24 protein-coding genes are annotated in these 23,088 nt (G+C 36.6%); 11 read left to right on the top strand and 13 right to left on the bottom strand.

Features of this window, described 5'->3' with window-relative positions:
* Positions 1–78 precede the first annotated feature (78 nt).
* Positions 79–1,227: an MFS transporter gene (locus ACFPM4_RS11010; RefSeq protein ID WP_382351387.1), complete on the top strand. Its 1,149-nt coding sequence runs from the start codon at positions 79–81 to the stop codon at positions 1,225–1,227.
* A 47-nt stretch (positions 1,228–1,274) separates the two neighbouring features.
* On the opposite strand, the gene ACFPM4_RS11005 is transcribed toward ACFPM4_RS11010, so the two are convergent.
* The 3 genes from ACFPM4_RS11005 to ACFPM4_RS10995 all read right to left on the bottom strand — a co-directional run bounded on the left by ACFPM4_RS11005 (position 1,275) and on the right by ACFPM4_RS10995 (position 4,994).
* The gene (locus ACFPM4_RS11005; RefSeq protein WP_382351384.1) at positions 1,275–2,189 is read right to left on the bottom strand and encodes a phosphotransferase family protein; all 915 of its coding nucleotides are present in this window, start codon (positions 2,187–2,189) and stop codon (positions 1,275–1,277) included.
* Positions 2,190–2,297: 108 nt separating this feature from the next.
* A complete protein-coding gene (locus tag ACFPM4_RS11000) occupies positions 2,298–3,449 on the bottom strand; it encodes a saccharopine dehydrogenase family protein (protein ID WP_382351381.1) in 1,152 nt (383 codons plus the stop codon).
* A gap of 42 nt (positions 3,450–3,491) precedes the next feature.
* The gene (locus ACFPM4_RS10995) at positions 3,492–4,994 is read right to left on the bottom strand and encodes an aldehyde dehydrogenase family protein (protein WP_382351378.1); all 1,503 of its coding nucleotides are present in this window, start codon (positions 4,992–4,994) and stop codon (positions 3,492–3,494) included.
* Between the two features lie 162 nt (positions 4,995–5,156).
* On the opposite strand from ACFPM4_RS10995, the gene ACFPM4_RS10990 reads away from it, so the two are divergent.
* Positions 5,157–5,801, top strand: coding sequence for a hypothetical protein (locus ACFPM4_RS10990; protein ID WP_382351375.1), 645 nt, complete (start codon positions 5,157–5,159; stop codon positions 5,799–5,801).
* A 48-nt stretch (positions 5,802–5,849) separates the two neighbouring features.
* Here ACFPM4_RS10990 and ACFPM4_RS10985 read toward each other — a convergent pair whose 3' ends face one another.
* The 7 genes from ACFPM4_RS10985 to ACFPM4_RS10955 are packed head-to-tail and all read right to left on the bottom strand — an operon-like array spanning position 5,850 to position 11,627.
* Positions 5,850–6,206, bottom strand: coding sequence for a Na+/H+ antiporter subunit G (locus ACFPM4_RS10985; protein WP_144919601.1), 357 nt, complete (start codon positions 6,204–6,206; stop codon positions 5,850–5,852).
* A complete protein-coding gene (locus tag ACFPM4_RS10980) occupies positions 6,187–6,468 on the bottom strand; it encodes a Na(+)/H(+) antiporter subunit F1 (RefSeq protein ID WP_144919602.1) in 282 nt (93 codons plus the stop codon). Before ACFPM4_RS10980 ends, ACFPM4_RS10985 begins: the two co-directional genes overlap by 20 nt.
* The gene (locus tag ACFPM4_RS10975; protein WP_144919603.1) at positions 6,468–6,950 is read right to left on the bottom strand and encodes a Na+/H+ antiporter subunit E; all 483 of its coding nucleotides are present in this window, start codon (positions 6,948–6,950) and stop codon (positions 6,468–6,470) included. Before ACFPM4_RS10975 ends, ACFPM4_RS10980 begins: the two co-directional genes overlap by 1 nt.
* Before the next feature lie 40 nt (positions 6,951–6,990).
* Positions 6,991–8,472 carry a Na+/H+ antiporter subunit D gene (locus ACFPM4_RS10970; RefSeq protein ID WP_382351370.1) on the bottom strand — a complete coding sequence of 494 codons (1,482 nt, stop codon included), beginning with the start codon at positions 8,470–8,472 and terminating at the stop codon, positions 6,991–6,993.
* Positions 8,465–8,803 (bottom strand): Na(+)/H(+) antiporter subunit C, encoded by a 339-nt coding sequence (locus ACFPM4_RS10965; protein ID WP_144919605.1) that lies wholly within the window; start codon positions 8,801–8,803, stop codon positions 8,465–8,467. Before ACFPM4_RS10965 ends, ACFPM4_RS10970 begins: the two co-directional genes overlap by 8 nt.
* A 3-nt stretch (positions 8,804–8,806) precedes the next feature.
* Positions 8,807–9,229 carry a Na(+)/H(+) antiporter subunit B gene (locus ACFPM4_RS10960; RefSeq protein WP_144919606.1) on the bottom strand — a complete coding sequence of 141 codons (423 nt, stop codon included), beginning with the start codon at positions 9,227–9,229 and terminating at the stop codon, positions 8,807–8,809.
* Entirely contained in the window at positions 9,216–11,627 is a 2,412-nt protein-coding gene (locus ACFPM4_RS10955; protein WP_382351366.1) for a Na+/H+ antiporter subunit A, read from the bottom strand. Before ACFPM4_RS10955 ends, ACFPM4_RS10960 begins: the two co-directional genes overlap by 14 nt.
* Positions 11,628–12,176: 549 nt before the next feature.
* On the opposite strand from ACFPM4_RS10955, the gene ACFPM4_RS10950 reads away from it, so the two are divergent.
* Positions 12,177–12,848, top strand: a complete 672-nt coding sequence (locus ACFPM4_RS10950; RefSeq protein WP_382351363.1) for an adenine nucleotide alpha hydrolase family protein — start codon at positions 12,177–12,179, stop codon at positions 12,846–12,848.
* A 5-nt stretch (positions 12,849–12,853) separates the two neighbouring features.
* Here ACFPM4_RS10950 and ACFPM4_RS10945 read toward each other — a convergent pair whose 3' ends face one another.
* The 3 genes from ACFPM4_RS10945 to selD form a co-directional block, all read right to left on the bottom strand.
* Entirely contained in the window at positions 12,854–13,588 is a 735-nt protein-coding gene (locus ACFPM4_RS10945; protein WP_382351360.1) for an EcsC family protein, read from the bottom strand.
* A 70-nt stretch (positions 13,589–13,658) separates the two neighbouring features.
* Positions 13,659–14,711, bottom strand: a complete 1,053-nt coding sequence (gene mnmH, locus ACFPM4_RS10940; protein ID WP_382351357.1) for a tRNA 2-selenouridine(34) synthase MnmH — start codon at positions 14,709–14,711, stop codon at positions 13,659–13,661.
* A 32-nt stretch (positions 14,712–14,743) separates the two neighbouring features.
* A complete protein-coding gene (gene selD / locus ACFPM4_RS10935; RefSeq protein WP_382351354.1) occupies positions 14,744–15,793 on the bottom strand; it encodes a selenide, water dikinase SelD in 1,050 nt (349 codons plus the stop codon).
* Positions 15,794–16,114: 321 nt separating this feature from the next.
* Here selD and ACFPM4_RS10930 point away from each other — a divergent pair, with 321 nt between their 5' ends.
* The 8 genes from ACFPM4_RS10930 to ACFPM4_RS10895 all read left to right on the top strand — a co-directional run bounded on the left by ACFPM4_RS10930 (position 16,115) and on the right by ACFPM4_RS10895 (position 23,082).
* A complete protein-coding gene (locus ACFPM4_RS10930; protein WP_382351351.1) occupies positions 16,115–16,660 on the top strand; it encodes a hypothetical protein in 546 nt (181 codons plus the stop codon).
* A gap of 66 nt (positions 16,661–16,726) precedes the next feature.
* Positions 16,727–17,356 carry a hypothetical protein gene (locus ACFPM4_RS10925; RefSeq protein ID WP_382351348.1) on the top strand — a complete coding sequence of 210 codons (630 nt, stop codon included), beginning with the start codon at positions 16,727–16,729 and terminating at the stop codon, positions 17,354–17,356.
* 39 nt (positions 17,357–17,395) lie between these two features.
* The gene (locus tag ACFPM4_RS10920; protein ID WP_382351345.1) at positions 17,396–18,115 is read left to right on the top strand and encodes an ABC transporter ATP-binding protein; all 720 of its coding nucleotides are present in this window, start codon (positions 17,396–17,398) and stop codon (positions 18,113–18,115) included.
* 12 nt (positions 18,116–18,127) lie between these two features.
* Complete coding sequence (locus ACFPM4_RS10915; RefSeq protein ID WP_382351342.1) at positions 18,128–18,871, top strand: ABC transporter permease; 744 nt, start codon at positions 18,128–18,130, stop codon at positions 18,869–18,871.
* 38 nt (positions 18,872–18,909) lie between these two features.
* Positions 18,910–19,368, top strand: coding sequence for a LytTR family DNA-binding domain-containing protein (locus tag ACFPM4_RS10910; protein WP_144919614.1), 459 nt, complete (start codon positions 18,910–18,912; stop codon positions 19,366–19,368).
* Positions 19,365–19,772, top strand: coding sequence for a DUF3021 domain-containing protein (locus ACFPM4_RS10905; RefSeq protein ID WP_382351338.1), 408 nt, complete (start codon positions 19,365–19,367; stop codon positions 19,770–19,772). Before ACFPM4_RS10910 ends, ACFPM4_RS10905 begins: the two co-directional genes overlap by 4 nt.
* A 9-nt stretch (positions 19,773–19,781) precedes the next feature.
* A complete protein-coding gene (locus tag ACFPM4_RS10900; RefSeq protein WP_382352065.1) occupies positions 19,782–20,252 on the top strand; it encodes a Uma2 family endonuclease in 471 nt (156 codons plus the stop codon).
* Positions 20,253–20,805: 553 nt separating this feature from the next.
* On the top strand, positions 20,806–23,082 hold the full coding sequence (locus ACFPM4_RS10895) for an ATP-binding cassette domain-containing protein (protein WP_382351335.1): 2,277 nt from the start codon (positions 20,806–20,808) through the stop codon (positions 23,080–23,082).
* The last annotated feature ends 6 nt before the right edge of the window (positions 23,083–23,088 follow it).

Below are 23,088 nucleotides of genomic sequence, written 5' to 3'. Positions count from 1 at the left end.
CAAGCCTATCCTCTTGCCTATTTTCCCCAAAAAAGAGATTATATAATTAGGTAAATTATTGATGGGGGATACAATATTATGCGTGTTTTCGTATATATTATCGTGTTTTTTTCATTTTTTGATCTATTTACTCAACTACCGATTATGACTCCACTTGCAACATCACTTGGTGCCACTCCTTTATTAGCGGGATTAGCTGTTGGGATGTATTCTTTTTCAAATACGATTGGAAATGTTGCATCAGGATTTTTAACAGATAAAAAAGGCCCTTTCCTCATATTAGTGGCCGGCTTATTTTCATCCGGTTTAATGCTATTTTCCTATCACTTAGCTGACAATGCGTGGACATTGTTATTTGTCCGCTTTTTACATGGACTAACAGCAGGATTAATTGTCCCAGCTGCCTTTACCTACTTAGCTAACTCCATAACAGAGAATAAAAAAGGAAAAGGTTCTGCTCTTTCAGGAGCATTTGTTGGATTAGCAGCTGTTATTGGTCCAGCATTCAGCGGTATTCTTTCTAGTAAAACAAATGAAGTGACTGTGCTAACCGTTACTGCTATCGCTTTGATTATTTTAGGCCTTCTTTCCTTTATCTTTTTACGTTCAAAAGTTGTTACTCGTAAAGAAGATAAGCAGCCGAAGGATAAGTTAACAGTACGTTCCTTCTTCCAAAACTCACTTATGATAAAGGCATTTTCCGGAGCATTTTTCTTAATGTTCTCTCAAGGTGTTCTTGCATACATGTTACCGTTGAAAGTAGTGGATCTCGGTCAAGATACACAAACTAGCGGTCTCTTATTAAGTACATTTGGAATTGTTGCGATTCTCATATTTGTCTTACCTACTAACAATGTTTTCGATAGAGTCAAGCCAGTTAAAACAGTTACCTTCGGAATGGGAATGATGGGAATTAGTCTACTCCTTATTAGTTTGGCTTCAAGTATCCCTTTCATGTATATCATTATGGGATTGTACGGAATTGGATTTGCCTTCCTATTCCCTTCACTCAATTCCATCTTAATTGAAGCAACGGAGGAAACTAACCGCGGAAAAGCTTATGGATATTTCTATGCGTTTTTCTCTTTCGGAGTTGTCATTGGTTCCGGAATTACAGGATTACTGGAGTTAAGTGCGAATGGGGGATTTATGCTAGCAGGGATTTTATTAGTAGTAGTAGCTTCTGTTATTTTACTAAAGAGAGATACATTTAGGCAGGAAGCTTGAATAAAAAAAAGGATGTACATCGACGATTCGATCATACATCCTTTTTTCTATATTCTCTTTAATAAGCTTAGCATGTATTCATCTAAACGATGTGCTATTATCTCATTTGTTAATCCCTTTACTCCCAATGCTGGCCATCCAGGATAAACTTCAGGTGGTCCAAATAAGATATCAATTAATGCAATTAAATCCCAATATGGGTCGTATAGAAAAAGCTCTCCGGCATGTTTCTGATATGCAGTTAAAAAAGCATCTGAGTACTCGACTCCATGTAATTGAGCCATATCAACACGACAATGACCAACATCAATTCCAGCAGGTCCTTTACATGCGTTCACCCAATCTACAATTCCACTTACTTTATTACCTGTCCATAATACGTTGGCAGCATGATAATCACGGTGAATAAAACATTCCCGCGTTTTAGGACATGGACCTTTTACGATATCTATTACTTGCCTCCATTGCTCTTTGTATGAGGACCAAGAAGGAACCTCTAAAGTTGAAAGGTTTTGATATGTAAAATATGTATACGGAAAATGATCTGCATTTAGTTGATGAACTTTTGCCAATGCATTTGCCAAGCCATCTACCCATTCTTCCATGTTTTTTGGCTGTAATTCTACTACTCCTTCAAGCTTTGTCATTAGTACAGTTGGCACACCACATATAGCCCCAGATTGGTCATATGCGATAAGATTTGGAGTTGGAACATCAACATCAATTGCCCACTCAAGACTCTTTGCCTCATGTAGTGCTAAGTCGGGTTCCTCTTCCAACCACTCTTCATTGTCAACTTGACGAATCACAACATCTGTAAGTACTTCACCACTTTGGATAGATATTTTATGCATCACCGATGACATTCCACCAAGTAATTGCTGAATTGCTACGATCTTACCTTGGGAATTAACAGTATGTAAAACCCACTCTTGAACATGATCTGGCAATACATTTTTCAATTAAAATCACCTCTTCCTTCTTGTATTCTGTATTACAACTCATCATAATGTATGATTCTTCATTAAACAAACGTTTGTTTAACTATTATTCGGCAAAAATCGAGCGGATTATCGCTCGATTTTCTCCTTAATGTGGATTTCTCGTTTTGACATCTGCTTTATATATTCCTGACCTGGCACTATTAATTCTGGCGGATATACTCCTTTTTGTTTAATCTTCCCATTGCCTATCATTTGTGCGACAACGGAAATTGTATATGCAGTTGAACGGGCCATAGCAGTGACATTATTCTTCCTATCTTTATATGTCGACATTTCATATACATGCGTCTCTTTCTTCCCATTTTTCCAACCAGAAACAATCACACGGAGGTGAACGACATCGTCTTTATCCTTTAATGCAACAATAGGATCTAACACCTTTAGGAATACTTCACGCGGTTTTACCTTTCTACCGCCAATTTCCACTTCATAATCGTTACGAGTTAAATTAAGATCTACAAGTAGCTTAAATTTCTCTGCATGCCCTGGATATCGAATCGTCTTATATTCAAGCTCTTTCAAAAACGGATAAGATAAGGATAGAGTTGAGGTGCCTCCAGAAGTATGGAACGCTTCTAAAGGGCCAAATTTTTCAAAATAGATTGGTTCTATTTCTGATAAGGATGGTATTTCTTGTTTAATGCCTTCACGGATAATAAAAGAAGGATCAGTATAATGATCAAATACGCCTTCCATCGAAAAAACATGGTTATATTCTAACGGTGCCTCTGGTTGTACAGGTATCCCACCTACATACATTTTAATTGACTCTGCCTTATCTAACTTGCTAACTCCGTATCCTGCTAATATATTTATCATTCCAGGCGCAACGCCTAAATCAGGGATAACTGTTACCCCTCTCTGATGTGCTTTTTCATGTAATTTTAATACTTGATCTGTTATGTGACCAATATGCCCTCCCAGATCAACGCAATGAACTCCTGATTCAATTGCGGTTTTAGCAACAATTTCATTAAAGGAATAGAAAAGGGCATTAATTACTACATCATAATTCCTGATGAATGCTGCTAATTCATCACAATTATTTGCATCTACTTGATAGGCTGACAGTTTATGAGACTGTAATTGTTGGCAAACTTGTTCAGCTCGCATTTTATCAATATCTGCTATACCAACACTCGTCACTTCTTTACTAAGGATCAAATCACGAGTTGCCTCTCTTCCCATCAAACCAGCACCTAATACTCCAACTTTCATTTATCAGCTCCCCTTTGCTAATAATTAGAAGCCTAATCACAATTAATCTACGTCAATTTGCGCTCTCTGCAGATTACCACTGAAATCAATATATATAGACTTCCATTCTGTGAATACATCCAATGCTGCAATTCCCGAATCGCGATGTCCATTACCAGTTGCTTTTGTTCCTCCAAATGGTAAATGAATCTCCGCTCCTGTTGTCCCGGCATTTACATAAATAATTCCTGTGTCAAGATCCCGCTGTGCAGCAAACACTTTATTAACATCTCGAGTAAAAATCGAGCTCGATAATCCGAATGAAACACTATTGTTTACTTGTATCGCTTCATCTAAGTTTTTCACTGAAATAATAGAAATGACAGGTCCAAAGATCTCTTCCTGAGCTATTCGCATATTTGGTTTTACATTGGTAAAAACAGTTGGTACAAAAAAATTACCACTTGCGTATTCACCCTCATCAAGAACGGAACCACCAGTTAACAGTTGTGCTCCTTCTTGTACACCAATTTCAATGTAGCCTTTTATCTTTTCCAGAGAAGTATTATTAATGATGGGACCGACTTTTACATTATGATCAAGCCCATTTCCAATACGAATATTCTTCATTGCTTTTAGCAAACCTTGCTCTAATTTCTTTTTTACCTTCTCGTGGACAATTACCCTACTACACGCAGTACACCGCTGTCCACTAGTCCCAAAGGCACTCCATATGATTCCATCAACTGCTAAGTTAATATCTGCATCATCCATGACGATGACAGCATTTTTCCCACCCATTTCTAAGGAAACCTTTTTCAGCTTGTGACCACATTTACTGGCAATCTCTCTCCCTACCTCATTAGATCCTGTAAAAGATATTACGCGAATTTCATCATTCTCTACCATCTCATCCCCAATAGTTGAACCGGAACCAAAGACGACATTTAACACTCCTTTAGGTAATCCTGCCTCTTCGAAAATGGTAGCTAATGCATAGGCCATTAAAGGCGTCTCTGTTGCAGGTTTCCATATGACTGTATTACCTGCTACAATTGCAGGAAATGACTTCCATGTCGCAATCGCAATTGGAAAATTCCATGGTGTTATTATACCCACGACCCCAACTGGTGCACGTACACTCATTGCAAACTTATTCTTTAATTCAGACGGGGTCGTTTGACCAAACAATCTTCTGCCTTCTCCAGCCATATAAAAGGCCATATCAATTGCTTCTTGCACTTCACCGCGTGCTTCCTCTAATACTTTTCCGTTTTCCATTGTTAAAATAGTGGCTAGCTGTTCCTTTCTGGCCTTTAGTAAATCTCCTACTTTATATAATATTTCAGCACGTTGAGGTGCTGGAACAAGTGCCCACTGTTTTTGTGCTTCTTTAGCTGCCTTTGCCGCTTCCGATACAGCCTCTCGTGGTGATAATGGTACTTCCTTGATGTTCTCCCCAGTGGCCGGATTCAAAACAGGAGTATACACAACATCATCTGGTGTTACCCATTCACCATTAATATAATTTGCTAATTTTTTATGATGAATCAATAAGGTATCCATAATAAAACCCTCCCTCCATCCTCTTACAACCTATGCAAAAGCCCATTCATCCGTTATTTATTCAAACGAAGAAACTACAAGTTATGGCAAAAGTCACTTTTCTACAGATGACATGTACCAAGTTTTTAGATAGAATGGAATATTATAGAAAGTGGTGGTCTTATGAAAAAATATATTCCTTTTTTACTAATTGTTTTATTATTAGTTGCTTGTAACACGAAGAAGGATTTTGATGAAAACTTATGGGGTAGTTCGGTAAAAGAAATCATTAAGTTTGAAGATAAAAACGGAAATTCTGATTACGAAGAGGATACTACTTTCGATGATGGAAAAGAGTTAATCTTCCCTAACAAATCCGTCAATGGCAAGAAGGCAGATGTCCATTATACTTTTAACAATCAAATAGAGTCATCGGAGCTTATTTACTTAGCTGATTTCTTCTCTGGTTATGATAAATTTATTGCTCAAATGAATGATGAATCCATTCCCGAACCCGATAAAATAGAATTACTAGATGAGTTTGAAAAGAAAAATAAAAAAGCTTTTCAAGAATTAGAAGAAATTCCAGATATACTCACATTTGATGACCAAATATTATTAACGATTGATTACTTTTATCAAGAATTTACCGAAAAAGAGAGTAAAGAACTGCTGAAAGAATTAAAGAATATATACGGAGATAATCCTATCGAGGGTAATTCTAGTTATACATGGGATACAGATAAAAGCATTGTATATTTCGATGGGTTCGATTATGTTTCCTATACTCCAAAATACCAAACAATCGAAGAATATGTATCCGAATAATAATAAAAGGAGTTGTTTATCACTTTTCCAGTGAACAACTCCTTTTTTCTATTCTTTCGCTTGAAATACTTCTTTTAATTCATCTTCAATTGTAGATTCAGATAATTTTACCTTCGAACGATAAGCGGCACGTATGGACAGATGTCCAGATACAGGGGCGGTAATAAACACGAAAATAATCCCTAGTATTAACCTTATACTAATATATGATTCAGTTAACCAAAAGTATAGAAAACAACCAGACAGTGTTAATAGAACAGCTAAACTTGAACTTTTTGTAGCTGCATGTGATCTAGTATAAACATCTGGAAACCGAATGATTCCTAGCGCACTAATTACACTAATAATACTACCTATTAAAATTAGCAATACCGTAATAAATTCATCAATCTCGTTTACGCTCAATAATAACACCTCTCTCGATGAATTTTGATAATGCAATTGTACTAATAAAAGCTAGAATACCAATAATAAGTATAACCTCTAAGTATGCTTTCGTTTTGAGCACAATCGATATAACTGCTATCCCAGATATAATATTAACCCCTATCATATCAAGTGCTATTATCCGATCCGGAATAGAGGGTCCACGAATGATACGATAAAGTGTGATTGCAATTGCTAATGCAAAAAAACACAAGGCTATTATTAACATCGTCTCAATCATTACCGTGTCACCTCCATGATTGCTTTCTCAAATTTTCCTAATGACCGGATTAAAAAACCTTTATACCTTTTAATATCTAAAGCGTGTACGTAAAATACATTCCCCTCAGGTGATACTTCCATTACAACCGAGCCTGGAGTTAGTGTAAGAAGCATTGCAAGCAACGTCACTTCCCAATCACTCTTCAAAGGCGTTTTATATTTAAATATTCCTGGTTCAATATCAACTTTCGGGCTTACAATATGTCTCATTACTAAAAACGCGGATTGAAATAACTCCCAGTTAAATATTAATACAAGTTTTATTATCGAATATAGCCGTCTTAGATAGAATTGTTGGCCAAAAAAACGATGCATGAGAAAGATAATGATAATACCTACTAAAAATCCCGCAAAGAAAGTTGCAAATCGAAATTGGTCTTCATCTTGCAGCAATGTCCATAGAAATGCTATTAATAAATTTAGTATGAATTGAATAGGCATGTCTTTATTCACCTCTTCCGTTTCTAACACGATCCCAAAATCATTTTTCCCCTAATACAGCATCCGTATATATCGTTGGATTCATTAATGTATTTGCAGCATCTTCTACATAAGGAGCTAATAGTTCGGCACCTACTCCTAGTGCAATCGTTAAAATCCCAAGAATTACACATGGTATGATTAATCCTTTTTTTAAAGGGACCTCATCTTCAATGCTAATAATCGTTTCTCCCCAAAAAGAATTTAAGAATACACGGAGGAGAGAATAAAGTACAAAAATACTAGAAATAAAAGCTAGAGCTAGTAATATATAATTGCCTCCCTCAACAGCACCTTGTCCCACCAATATTTTCCCTATAAAACCACTAAATGGCGGAATACCTGTTAATGAAAGCATGACAATAAAGAACAACCAACCTAACAAAGGATAATTCCCTATAAGACCACTCATTCTATCTATTCTTGGTGTGCTAGTTAAGGCAATTACTGTTCCACCTAATAGGAATAACAATGCCTTGACTACCATGTCATGTATAAGATAGTAGATGGATCCTTCTATTGCACTTTGTGTTGCTACAGATAAACCTACCAAAATAAACCCTACTGCTATCACAACATTAAATGAGATTATTTGGCGAATATCCTTATATGCAATTGCTCCTATACTTCCACCAATTAAAGTAATTGCAGCCATTACCCCAATTAACGTATGCGTGATATCCGGTTCATGATAAAACAATAGTGTAAAAGTCCGGAATAATGCATATATCCCTACTTTTGTTAGCAATGCACCAAACAGTGCCGCAATTGCTGTTGGTGGCGCACTATAAGACCCTGGTAACCAAAAGTATAATAATAGTCCCGCCTTTAAACTAAAGACAACGAGAAACAATATACTAATAACAGTTAATATTGGTGTTTGTCCCGACTCTGCAATCCGAGCAGACAAATGAGCCATATTTAATGTTCCTAATGCTCCATATATATACGCAATTGCAACGAGAAACAACCAAGACGATAACACATTAATTGCAACATATTTAATAGATGCTCGTAATTGTCTTTTGGTTCCTCCAAATACTACTAGTACATATGATGCAAGAAGCATTACTTCGAAACAAACATACAGGTTGAAAATATCTCCAGTTAAGAAGGAACCATGAACACCGGCTACAAGGAAAAACACAAATGGATAAAAGAACATTTTTTCACTATGTGTATTCATTGCAGTAAAGGAATATAGTAAACAAACAGCTGTTACGATACTTGACGTTAATACAAGCAACATAGCAAATGAATCTGCAACAAAGAGAATGCCAAATGGTGGCTTCCATCCACTGAAGTCAAGTCTCAGTATTCCATCTGTTTGAATACGATTCAATATAATGACACTAATACATGCAGTTACAATAATTGACCCAATACTTACCCATCTTTGTGTCCGGATAAATTTACGTAAAAATATCAATATGATTCCGGTTAATAATGGGATTATCATTGGTAAAACAATTATATTATTCATCCTGCATTCCTCTTAATGTTTCCAAATTATCTGCTCCAACATCACGATATGTACGATATGCTAACACTAGAAATAAGGCTGTAACTGCAAAGCCAATTACGATCGATGTTAGAATAAGCGCTTGTGGAAGAGCATCCGTATATTTATTTTCTAATTCCCCTAAGAGTGGAACAGTCCCTGTCTTTAAACCACCCATTGTCATAATTAATAAATGGGCAGCATGAGATAAAATTGCTGTTCCAATTATCACTCGTATAAAACTTTTAGAGAGGATTAAATATGTAGCAACTGTCACCAAGACCCCTGCTAGGATTATGATCATTGTTTCCATTCATTACACATCCTCACTTATGCTTAAAATTATCGTAACTACTACACCTACTACAACTAATGCGACCCCTAATTCAAATAATGTAACGGTCGCAAAACTTATCTTCCCAAGAACAGGTACTTCCACGTAAGTATGTGTCTGGGTAAGAAAAGGTACTTTAAAGAATAAGGAGCCCACCCCTGTCCCAACAGCGATAAACGCTCCTAATGCTGCAATTTTCTTAAAATCAAACGGTATCCCTTTCTGAATGGTTTCAATATCGAAAGCTAAGCAAAGGAGAACAATCGCTGAAGCCAATACTAAGCCCCCAATAAAACCTCCACCAGGACTGTGATGACCGGAGAGAAATAAATAAATAGCTAACGTCAATATGATAAATACAACAACTTTCGTTACTGTTTGTAAAATGACATCATTGATCTTCAATTTTTTTCTCTCCTTTCCCAGTCTTATACTTAATAATGGTGTAGACACCTAACCCACCAATTAACAATACAACCACTTCTAGCATCGTATCAAAGGCACGGAAATCGCCGAGTATGACGTTTACTATATTTCTTCCCCCAGCAAGTTCATATGCATTTTCAAAGAATGATGAAATTGAAGTGAATAATTTACCACTTTTAACGGAAAGTGCAACAAGTATAAAGATTAATCCTACAGAGATAGAAATAATCAAATTAACAAGCTTATTTTTCTTTGTTGTTTTCTCCTTTTCCCACTCCGGTAAGAAGTAAAAACATAATAAGAAAAGAGCTGTAGATACTGTCTCCACTACCAACTGTGTTAACGCTAAATCCGGTGCACGGAAGACGACAAAGAAAATGGCTACGGAATAACCTAACACACTATTTAATAAAATGGCTATTAGCCGTGACTTTGCAAATAAGATAGATATTCCCGCAATTACCATAACGATCATGATAATCCATTCATAAGCCCTAATATTGGCATCGTTTGTCATGTCGAATTGAAAAGCCTCTGATGCAATAAACGTGCCTCCAACTGTGATGATTAGAAATAAAAAGATATAAATCAAGTAATCACGGAGGTAACCTGTCATATATTTTTTCGTTATATAGGATGAAAATCTTTCGGTACTTTCAAGAGTCCCAGTAAATAATGTATTAAACGACCAATGTGTAGGGAATAAACGATATATTCCACTCCAATAACGGAAGAAAATATATAACAATGTTCCTACCAAGACAACACCGATTGTCATTTTTAGTTCTGTGTTAAAACCATGCCAGACGCTTATATGCTGACCTAGTTCTCCAATTTCAACTAATGTTGGATATATACTAGCCATTGCAGGTCGTAAAATATAGTCTCCCAATACGTTTGGAAATAAAAAGATGACGATAACTAAAGTTCCCAAAATGATAGGTGAAATTAGCATTCCAATAGGAGCTTCATGCGCTTCACGTTCTAACTTTTGTGGCTGATAAGGACCAAAGAAAGTCTTGAACACAAAAATCATGCAATAAACAAATGTTAATATACTACCTACCCATGCAATAATTGGGAAAAGAATGCCCCAAGTTTCTAGAGAAAAAATATCAAGTTCTGCCACTTTTATCACTGCTGTAAAAAACATCTCTTTACTTAAGAAACCATTAAATGGCGGTAATCCTGCCATTGAAAAGCTACCTATTAATGCTACTGTAAATGTTACAGGCATTAGTGCCATAAGTCCGCCAAGTTTTCGTACATCACGTGTACCAACCTCATGGTCTACTATTCCGACAACCATAAATAGTGCACCTTTAAAGGTGGAATGGTTAATTAAGTGGAATAATGCCGCAAAGGTAGCTTGTGTATATATGACTGATTGTGAACTTGCTCCGAAGTAAAGAGCTACAGATCCAATACCAAACAAACTCATAATTAAACCAAGCTGACTAACCGTTGAATATGCTAGTAATGCTTTTAAATCGGTTTGTCGAATCGCATTAAATGAACCCCATAACATGGTGAAGATTCCAACTACACTAATAATCCAAAACCAAGCTTCTTCACCTGCGAACACAGGAGTAAAACGAGCAACTACATAAATACCTGCCTTTACCATTGTTGCGGAATGGAGATAAGCACTAACTGGGGTTGGTGCTTCCATCGCATCTGGTAACCAAATATGGAAAGGAAATTGTGCTGACTTTGTAAATGCACCTAGAAGAATCAATAACATCGTAGGAATAAACAACGGATGATCTGTAATTAGGCTAATATTTGCTATTATCTCTCTTACACTAAATGTACCTGTCATGATATACATCATGATAAAACCAATAAGCATAGCGATACCGCCAGTAACGGTAATTAACATTGCCTTTTGTGCTCCGTTTCTGGATCCTTTACGGTGATACCAGAATGCAATTAATAAGAAGGACGAAATACTTGTTAATTCCCAAAATACATAGAGCACCATTAAGTTATCTGAGAATACCACACCAAGCATTGCACCCATGAAAAGTAATAAATAAATATAAAAATGCCGTAGTGATTCCTTAGATGATAAATAATAAATGGAATATAAAATCACAAGACTTCCTACACCAGTAATTAATAGACCAAAGATCAAACTAAGTCCGTCTAGGTAGGTAGTAAAGTTAATTCCATAAGCTGGAATCCACTCCATTGTGTTTAAATATGTACTACCTTTGGCTACATTAGGAATATAACGACAAAGAATGATAAATAAGAATACTGGAACAACTAGTACAAACCAGCCAATATGTACTCTAGAAAATCTTTTATGAAAGAATGGAATAAGTACAGCAGCAATAAAAGGAATCATGATCGCGAAATTAATATTAAACAAAGCTTAACCTCCAATAGCATTCGTGTCGTGTATCCTTATAAGGTTTTTTATCTTTTACAAAACCTAAATTGAATATAAATGCAGATTTTAAGATATTTCTTATGAAAGACAATGTTACTTGCATGAATTTTACCAAAATCGGTCAATATTGAAGGTTGACTCTTCTATAGCTCATCATCATAATAAATAGCTATAAGATAACCAAACAAACTGACAGATATATGTAAAATGATTTTAATTGGAATTTGTAACAAAAGTGGGGTACCCACAAGCGTAATGGGTATAAAACTTTAGATGAGTAACAACTTAAAGATAAGTATACTTTGGTTTTCTCTTAGTAAAATTATACACTATGGTTATTTCATCTGCACATTTGAAGAACGTGAACCTGAATCATTTTGGACAATTTTATAACATCTTTCATACAATAGTTATTAACATATTGAAACAATTGATGTTATTGTATATAATGAATAGGTTTTTTAAGTGAGTAATTAAAATTGGATAACTATAAAAAGGGCACTATATTACAAGAGGTGGGAATCGGCAATGAAAAAAACAAAGGGTCGTATGGATGAAAGTATACTAGTATGTGTCTACTACGGTCCAAATGGCGAACGACTAATTAAACGTGGTCATAAAATGGCAAGTATTATGGATTGTCCCGTCTATATTTTAACCGTAGATCCACTTCCATATGATGAATTTGACGCTGAAAGATCAGGTTATATTGAACGCTGGAAAGAGCTCTCAGAGGAATTGGGAGTAGAAGAATTTATTCTTCTAGATAATGAAAAGCGCCCACCAGCAAAGGCAATTGCTTCCATTGCTCACAAATATAACATCACACAAATCGTAATCGGGCAGACTCCGCAAAACCGTTGGGAAGAGATTACGAAAGGGTCTTTCGCAAATGTGCTTATGCGTGCTATGTCATTTGTTGATATTCATATTGTATCCATGGACCGCTCTTTAAACACAGAGGAAGAGGATACATATGAAAAAGGAGTACGTAGTTATGTGTTAAAAGACGATGAGGGATATCGTTTAAGCTTTACATGCCAAAAGAATAATCATTTAGAAGGTATTTTTTACAAAGAAATTGGCACAGATTTTAACAATGGTATTTTCAAGTTTGTATTGGATGGAAAACCTGTCCAAATACATGTGACGGAAGATAGAATAACAGAACCAGATAAAATTCCAAACAAACCACAATAAAAAGGTCAGGATGTTTCATCATCCTGACCTTTATTTTTTAATATTCGCATCCTATAAACATTCATTGCAGTTTCCCCAAGGTGATCAAGCAAATTATAATTTGCATATGCTCCTACTACAGCACCAATTCCAGGTACTAACTGCAACATTTTTACAAAGTCGATATAATCCCTATATTCCTGCTGAAATTGCCGCCAATCCATGTCCACTAGTCCCTGTTTCTCTTGTTCCCAATTAGCTATAATATGAAATGTTTTTTTCCTTTTATCATCACTTGAAAAAGCCAACTGGAACACATGAAGGAGAAATAATCGCTCCTCATATTCATCCGTATCAAAGCCATAAATTGTTGCCGCATCAAATAAAAACTTCATCTTTATGGAAAGTAAAAGAGGAAAGTCTGCAAGACCAAGCAAGATTCCACCCGCTCCTGTCCCTGCACCTTCAACAACAGCAGTTTTTCTATACGTTGATAACTTATCCTTTAATAAACGGTCACGCTCATACAAGCTATAACCAACAGCTTGAGTTTTACTTGTTGTAACATTAGAACCTACAAGTGTCGCCTTCACCATATTTTTTATTGCATCCGTAATTATATTATGAGCCTTTTCAGGAATAAGTCCGTTTACTTTCGTTTGAGCATTTTTAGAAATACGATTTAATAAGCTAGACTTTTTAAACATTTTTTTCTTCCATGCATCTAGCTCATCTATTACCATTTCTTGATATTCATTCATTTATTTCACCCTCTCACTACGAAAGTATACGCATGTATGCTTAAAAAAGATTCATCTTATTATCAACAGATTAATTACAAATCAACTTGTTAATTTTCTTCTTATGCACTACTAGTTTTTTAATTTCCTCAATTGCTTCCTCCACATTTTGCACAGAAATGGTTATTTTGTTTCCCTTAAAATACTGTGCTGTGGAATATTGGTAACGTGGATCGTAATAATATTCTAGTAATAACCTAACCGCTAACGAAAACTCTTCATTTTGTAATGCATTTTGAATTTCCGTCGCAATTGGGGTATGGATTCGCGATTTTATTCTCCGGAAGGCTTCCATACACTCTTCTTTAAATTCCCATGGGCGATAATCGTCTAGTATATTTTTGACTCTCTCCTCCATCGGCATCTCAATAAAGATTTGCGTACCATTTTCTTTTACATTATAAAATGGTTCTGGAAGCAGCACTCTTCCTATACGTTTGCTTTCCCCTTCAAAAAAGACATATGGAAAATCTTGAGTTACATGCAGTTTTTCTACTAATAATGCATCGAATGTCTTTTGATTATGTGGTTCTAAGCCAATTTGTCCAAAAATAGAACCTCGATGATTGGCCATCCTTTCGAAATCTAACACTGGATACCCCTCTTGCTCTAATTTACGTAAAATAATCGTCTTTCCTGTACCTGTATTACCGTTAAGTATATAAGCTTTCGGTATAAAATCTAATGCGTCTAGTTGATCAACAACCCAATTCCGATAGGATCGGATACCACCATCGAGGCGATGCACAGGAATTTTCATAAGATCAAGCACAGTTGCTGCAGTTCTACTCCTCATACCACCACGCCAACAAAATACTGTCTTATCCCCTTCGATTTGTTTAAAAGCTTTAATGAAATCTGGAAGCTTTGCAGAGAATATCTCTAATCCCCGTTCTTCAGCTGCTTCCGGACCTACTTGTTTATAGATCGTACCTACTTCCGCTCGTTCCGCATCTGAGAATATTGGTATGTTTAAACTGCCTGGTATTGTAAAGTCTTTATATTCAGATGGCGATCGGACATCAATTAAAGTCATGTTCTTTTTTTCGTCGATTAGCCTTTCAATACTTATATCAGTAAACAATCCATTCCCCGCCTATCTCTAATAGCTTTTTACTATTCAACAATCACATGTCCTGGCTGTTCTTCTATCACTTCGCCAATAATACTTGCTTGTACACCAGCATTATGTAATGTAGATAATAACTCCTGCGCCTCATCCCCAGCTACTGATATTAAAAGTCCTCCTGAAGTTACTGCATCACATAATATCCATTGATCGATTTGATCCATATTCTCTGGGAATGTAACAGAACCTTCTAGATGTGCAAAATTATTCTTTGTTCCCCCTGGGATTACTCCTTGTTCGGCAAGTTCCCTAACCCTATCTAGAATTGGAACATCTTCTTTCCAAATTCGAATTCCTTTGTTACTACCCTTCGCCATTTCTGAAGCGTGTCCTAGTAATCCAAATCCAGTTACATCTGTGCAAGCATGAACAGTGAATGATTCCATCCTTTCTGCTGCTGTTTTATTTAATGTCGACATAACGTTCGTAACGTTGGCAATTTCAGACTCACTAAGGAGTCCTTTTTTAAGTGATGAGCTTAATATTCCGACTCCAATTGGCTTCGTTAATATTAGGTTGTCCCCTATTTTCGCCCCAGCGTTCGTCCTTACCTTATCAGGATGAACAGTTCCAGTTACGGCTAAACCAAATTTAGGCTCTTTATCATCAATGGAGTGCCCTCCAACTAATGTTGCTCCTGCTTCCTTCAGCTTATCAGACGCTCCTTGCAATATTTCCGCAAGAATTTTCTTATCTAATGTTGCAATTGGAAATGCCACAATATTGAGAGCAGTTAGTGGTTTACCACCCATTGCATAAATATCACTAATCGCATTTGCTGCAGCTACTTGTCCAAATGAATACGGGTCATCCACAATTGGGGTAAAAAAATCTAAGGTTTGTACGATCGCTAAGTCATCTGTGAGCTTATACACCCCTGCATCATCGCTTGTATCAAGACCAACTAAAAGATTTGGATTCGGGGAAGCTGGCGGTAACATCTTGATTACCTCAGATAGTTCAGATGGTCCAATCTTGCACCCACATCCTCCCTTTGATGACAATGAAGTAAGTTTTATAGAATCAAACTGTGACATATAGCATCAGCCTTTCTGAATTTGGTAGATTATATACAAATTATAATGCAACTATATGGAGAATGCCTAATCGGTGTTTTCATATGGTGTGTTTCATTTTTACTAGTGACTACCTAACCCCTTTAGGAATGGCGATGTGCAAATTTTGCTTATTCTTTTTTGCTGAAATATCGCCATTATCATCGGCATTGATATTGAACGTTGGCTATGTTTTACTTATCACATCATTACGCTAGTTTTTTTACTTTACAATTATTTGAAACCCTTTCTACCAATAGTTCGTAAACGAAGACAGTGATTTTTTCGGAACGGGGTGCTACTTTGAGTTTAATTGCTTGGTTAATTATCGCCAGTGAAATTGGCTTTTGGGTTGTAATTGTGTTAGGCCTAATTACGAGATATATTTTTAAAAGAAATAAGCTGGGACTATTCTTCTTAGCCCTTACTCCAGTCATTGATCTCGTGTTGTTAATAGCAACGAGTGTCGATTTATATAATGGGGCAACTGCTACCCAGGTCCACGGAATAGCGGCAGTATATATTGGGGTGTCGATCGCTTTCGGAAAAAGTATGATTAGATGGGCGGACGAACGCTTTCTATATTACATTGCTAAACAAGGACCTAAACCTGTAAAGCGCTATGGGATGGATTACGCAAAGCACTATTTTAATAGTTGGCTAAGACATGTTCTTGCATACGCAATCGGGGTTGGTTTACTGTTTGTGCTAGTATATTTTATAGACGACCCTTCGCGGACTGAGGCATTAAGTGGATCGATAAAAGTCTGGTCCATCGTATTAGCAATTGATTTTATCTTTTCAGTATCATATTTTATTTGGCCAAAGAACCCAAAGGCTACTAAGTAAGAACCTTTCCAGATGGAGGGTTCTTTTTTTGATGGTAATGTTGGGTTTTGAATTTTATCTGTTGTTGTGAGGTTGCTAGCCGGTGTGTGTTTACTGGCCAACGCTGCTTCATTACAGGTCATGGTATCTTTACTGGCTGCCGTTTTGCCATTACTGGCGGTTCGTGTGAATTTACTGGCCGTCAGTGGACTTTTACTGGCCATTCGGCTTCAGTTACTGGCCGTCGTTGCTTCATTACTAGCCGTTGTGACTTTACTGGCCATCATTAAGCTATTACTGGCCATTCATGGAGATTTACTAGCCGTCATCAGGCTTTTACCAGCCATTCGGCTTCAATTACTGGCCGTCGTTGCTTCATTACTAGCCGTTCGGTCTTTACTGGCCATCATTAAGCTATTACTGGCGGTTGTTGAGGATTTACTTGCCGTCTGCGGACTTTTACTGGCCATTCATGAAGATTTACTAGCCGTCATCAGGCTTTTACTGGCCATTCGGCTTCAGTTACTGGCCGTCATTGCTTCATTACTAGCCGTAATTTCTTTACTGGCTGTCGTTACTTCATTACTAGCCATTAAAACCTCCCTGCATTTCACATCTCCTCCATGCATCTCACCATACATTATTTGCGTTTCACCATCTTCATTTTGCATGTTACGGAAATCCAAACGACAGAAGCACTTATTCATAATAAGATGAAATCAAGAAGAACGACGGGAATAAAGGAGGCGCTTCAACATGAGTATTATCAAAGTTAAAAACCTACAGAAATCATATGGAAAGCACCAAGTGTTAAAGGGAATTGATTTTCAAGCTCAAGCTGGGGAAATCATTGGGGTTATTGGGAAAAACGGTGCGGGTAAATCTACTTTTCTAGAAATCATTATGACCATAAAAGATTATGACGCTGGTGAGGTAATCGTACTTGGAGAAAACTTAGATGGAATTGCAACTAATCGGCTTGAACAAATTAGAAAGGATATTGCCGTAGTGTTGCAACCAACTCAATTTTATAAAAACTTAAAAGTGATTGAATTGCTACGATTATTCAAGGCTTATTATCAATCTGATATAGATATCAATAAGATGATTGATGATTTTAAACTAAATGCTCATAAGAAAAAATATTTTGCTAAACTTTCAGGTGGCTGGAAACAGATTGTTAGCTTGGCAATTGCTTTTTTATCAAATCCTAAAATCCTCATCTTAGATGAACCAACTACAGGGTTAGATCCACATATGCGCAATATACTGTGGTCGTATATTACCAATTACAATAAAAATAATGGTGGCACAGTCATCTTAACAACACATTATATGGACGAAATCGAAATGTACTGTGACAAAGTGATGCTGATTAATGAAGGAAAAAATGAGCTTTTTGCAACTACAGAGAACATTTTGGCCTTAGGATATAAATCAATTCATGAGTTTTATTTAAATAAAGTTTCAATATAGGGGGATTTAACCATGTTGGCTACACAATTAAAATATGACTTACTAATGTTTTCAAGAGAGCTTTTCTACTTTATCTTTACAATCATCGTACCGCCAGTTGGGTATCTGTTTATGGGGCAATTATTTGGAGACCAAATCTATGCTGGAGGATTAAGTTATGTAGAAACATACACTCCTTCCTTCATTTTACTTATAACGTTTACTGTAATCTTTTTCGCATTTGGTTTTGATCAAGTATCCAATCGAGCAAACGGTATCGAAAAAAGAATTAGTATCTCTCCTGTTCCAAAGAGAGTGTTACTCGTTTCCAATATTTTAAGATCGATTATTATTACAAGTTTCGGTTTTGTATTCATTCTATTATTAGGTATTGCACTCTATGATTTACAAATATCTTTATTAACAATTTTCATTTCGTATTTGTTTTTCATCTTATTAAACGCTGTGTTACTGGTGATTTCATCTGCTATTTATTCACTTTTCAAGCAAGAGAAAAGCGCATTAGTCTTCTCTATTATCATTTTTCAAGTTGTAATGTTTACAGGTGATTTCTCTTTCCCTGTTAGTCAGATGCCTGATTTTGTTCAATTAATAGCGAATGTAAATCCTATATATCATATGAACCACTTATTCACAAATGTATGGAATCAACTATTTTCTTTTGATAAAAACTCTCTTATTTCTATTGGATATGTACTCTTAATTTTTGCAATTTCTCTAATAATCATCCAAATAACAAACCGAAAAAAGGTATAATGGTAGGAAGTATTTCGGTCATAGGAGGATGAAGACAGATGAAGGTATCACTAGATATAGATCCTGATTATGAGCAAACAAAGGTGACGATTCATTGCAAGGAAATGGATGAATCGATTCAGGACATTTTAGATTTTCTCAAAAAGCAGGAAACAGAATTTATCGTAGGTAAGAGTGGAGAAATGCAGCATATTTTAAAACCTAAGGAAATCCACTTTTTTCATACGGAAGAAGATACAGTGGTGGCGGTCACTGCAAATGGGTCGTATAAGTTGAAGGAAAAACTGTATGAACTAGAACAAGTTCTTCCTTCTACTCACTTTGTAAGACTATCAAAGTCTGTCATTGCCAATCTACATGAATTAAGTCATTTTGAAGCATCCTTTAATGGCACTTTATGTGTTCACTTTAAATCCGGCGCAAAGGAATATGTAACGAGGACATACGTTGGAAAAATAAAAGAATCGTTACAAATGAACAGGAGGAAAAACGGATGAAAAAGTTCATTACTCGCAGTATTCTCGGAATCTTCTACGGTGCCTTCCTAGCAGTAATTGCTACTAATATTGTTTATTTTAGCGGAACGGAGATGCTGGATGGAGGAGCCTTTTTCAAAAATTCACTCGGCTTTATTTTCTGTGGCTGTTTTTTTACAGTTACCCCTCTTTATTTCGAGAATGAGAATCTACAACTTTGGCAGCAAACAGCCTTACATTTTATCACTGTGACGATTTTGTATTTTGTACTGTCACTTGGAATCGGCTGGATCCCTTTTGAACTAAAAAGCATTCTCATATTCGGGGCAATATTTATCGCAGGATACGCCACCTTTTGGACGGCTTTTTATCTTTACTATAAAAACAAAGTGAAAAAATTGAATGAAGATTTACAACACATTTAACTAGAATTAATCAGTCCAGCACCTTTTGTTACTCATCAGATGATTAGCTATGAAATTCAGAAGAAATTGGATTATAGTTGTTCATCGAACTATATAATTCTCAACTCGCCAGTAGATTTAATTCTCTCTCCTTCTGAGGTCAGGCATCCAGATCTTGTACTAATACATCGTGACCGGTTCGATATTATTAGTAAACGAGGGATAGAAGGTGTGCCAGACCTCGTTGTAGAGATTCTTTCCCCATCCTCATTGAAACGTGACAAGATAGATAAATTAAAAGTTTATGCGGAATATCAAATTCCAGAATATTGGATAGTGGATACTGAAAACGAGTGTTTGGAGCAGTATACGCTACAAGATAACCGATATGAACTTATCAACATATTTCAAGAGGAGAAGACTATTACCTCAACACACATTCCTTGCATATCCTTCGCAATGAAAGACATTATGGATAAAATCCCTGAACTTAGAGATTAAAATAGGAGCGTGGGGCAGCCCAGCTCCTTTATCATTACACGTCATTCTCTACATTAATATTCCATCCTCGAGAGGATGCCCCACATCGTATTGGGCAATCCTTTTTTCATTTTGGCTCTTTAAAGTTCATTGTTGTTAACAACTTAGTTGATTGTAGAGGATGTACACGAGACTCCTGCGGGAACAGCACGAGCCGAAGATCCACTTGGCAAAGCGGTTTTCTTTGCCAAGTTAGCTGAGGCCGTGCCCGCGGAAAGCGAGTGTACAGGAGCGAAAATCAACAACAGAGTTTAACAGAGCTTTCATTTTAAGTAGTAAATCAATGATTAGCTTGCTGAATCATGACACCCGCTCCATCTTGAGAAAAAGTGTATGATAAATAGAAAGCGAATTTTTTATACCCTAGAAAAGTAGACAGAAAGATTTCCTATTGTTAAGACAAGGAAGAAGGTAAAGCTTGTATGAAGAGTGAATACAGGAATATAAATTGGTTTTAATTTACCAAGGTTGGCTAAACCTTTAACAAACGGAATCAGTAAGAGGTGAAATCAAGTTGGAAGGTAAAGATGAAATCATTTTAAAAGGCTTAAGAGAAAATAATTTAAAAAATATAGATTTACATATACCCAAAAGAAAAATCATTGTATTTACAGGCCTTTCAGGTTCAGGAAAAAGCTCTGTTGTCTTTGATACGTTAGCACAAGAAAGTAGAAGACAAATGACGTTGAACTACCCTCACTACGTCAGATATCAGATGCCAAGATACGAAAGGCCCCAAGCAGATCTTATGCAAAACTTAAGCCCTGTTGTCGTCGTTGAACAACGTGCCGTCGGAGGAAATTCTCGTTCAACAGTAGGAACATATATGGATATCCATCCTTTAATTCGCCTATTGTTTTCTAGGATCGGTAAGCCATCGATCGGCTCTGCAAATGAATTTTCCAGTCAAAGTTCATTTGGTCGCTGTCCACAATGTAGTGGATTTGGAGAGGTCGTTCAGCCGGACGTAAATAAACTGATTGATTTTGATAAGTCGCTTGGAGAGTACGCCGTGAAATTTAAACCATTATCGCCTTCAGGGTGGCAGGGCAGATGGATGATGACTTGTGGATTATTTGACCCCGACCTCCCAATTAAAGACTATCCAGAGGATAAACGCCGTCTTTTCATCTATGGTCCCCCAGAAGGTGAAAAGGTAAATGCACCGTTTCATACAAAACATGGACCTCAACGACATGATTGGGATGGGATATTGCCGAGATTTATTCGTCTATATATAAATCGAGATGTTTCAAAGCTAAAAGGAGTGAGCCAAGATGATGTATTGGCTGTATCAACCCGATCTTTATGCCCAACTTGTCAAGGTTCTGGACTAAATCCAAAAGTTTTGGAATGTAAAATAAATGGGTTAAATATTGCCGAATATGATCAATTAGAGTTGACTGAACTACTGGAAGAACTTAAGAAAATTAAAGTTCCGATGGGAGAAGATATTGCGAAACAAATCATTCCACAAGTAAAACAGCTTATTGACATGGGGTTAGGCTATTTAACTTTATCGAGAAAAGTTGGGACGTTGTCTGGTGGTGAAGCACAAAGGGTAAAAATTGCTCGTCATTTAGGCTCTAGCCTCAACAATATTACCTATATTTTCGACGAACCAAGTGCAGGACTTCATCCAGAGGAAACAGATATGTTAATACAGATGATGAAAAATATAAAGGCTCAATATAATACGGTCATTGTCATTGAACATGACCTTGCCGTGATTAAAGAGGCGGATGAAATTATTGAAATGGGTCCAGGCGCTGGTGTGTATGGAGGAGAAGTTGTCTATCAAGGAGGTTTAGACGGTCTACAAAACACACCAACCGGTATGATTTTAAAAGAACCGATAAAAATCAACAAAAAACCTAGAGAAATACAAAGTAATTTTACAATAAAAAATGCGAACCATAATAATTTAAAAAACATCAACGTAAACATTCCTAAAAATATATTAGTCTCGATTTGTGGTGTTTCTGGTTCGGGAAAAAGTTCATTAATGTTGGGAGCATTCACAGAAAAATATCCTGAAACAATCAAAGTAGACCAAGCGAGTATAGGTATCTCTACGCGTTCAACACTTGCGACATATATGGGAATTATGGATGATATTCGTTCAATTTTTTCAAAAGAAACGGGACAACCAGCTGGCTTGTTTACGTTTAACTCTTTAGGCGCATGTCCTGTCTGTAGTGGAAAAGGGATCTTAACACCAGACGTCGCATTCGCAGATCCCGTGACCATTCCGTGTGAAGCATGTAGTGGGACTAGATATTCAGACGAGGCGCTTAAGTTTCGCTACCAAGATAAAAATATAGTGGAGATTTTAGAATTAACGATAGACGAGGCAGTTCACTATTTTAAACAGCCAAAAATTATTAAAAGAGTAAATACGCTAAAAGATGTTGGGTTAGGATATTTGACACTCGGGCAAACTACAAGCTCTTTAAGTGGAGGCGAACTTCAACGTTTAAAATTAGCTAGTCACTTACAAAAAGAAGGGCAAATATATTTACTTGATGAGCCATCGTTAGGGCTACACACACAAGATAATGGAAAGCTATTAGAAGTATTTCAAAAATTAGTAAACAGAGGGAATTCAGTTATCATTATTGAACATAATCTAGATTTTATTGCCGCGAGCGACTGGGTCATCGAGCTGGGGCCAGGCGGAGGAAAACAAGGCGGACGTATTTTATTTGAAGGCACACCTGAAGAGATGCTGGATGCAGATACGGTGACAGCGAAGTGGTTGAAAGATGGAGTTAGGAAGCAATTGAACTAACTGCCA

It is taken from the genome of Lederbergia graminis, from assembly GCF_042655485.1.
Classification (GTDB): domain Bacteria; phylum Bacillota; class Bacilli; order Bacillales; family Bacillaceae_C; genus Lederbergia; species Lederbergia graminis.
This window is presented reverse-complemented; position numbering and strand designations above follow the sequence as displayed.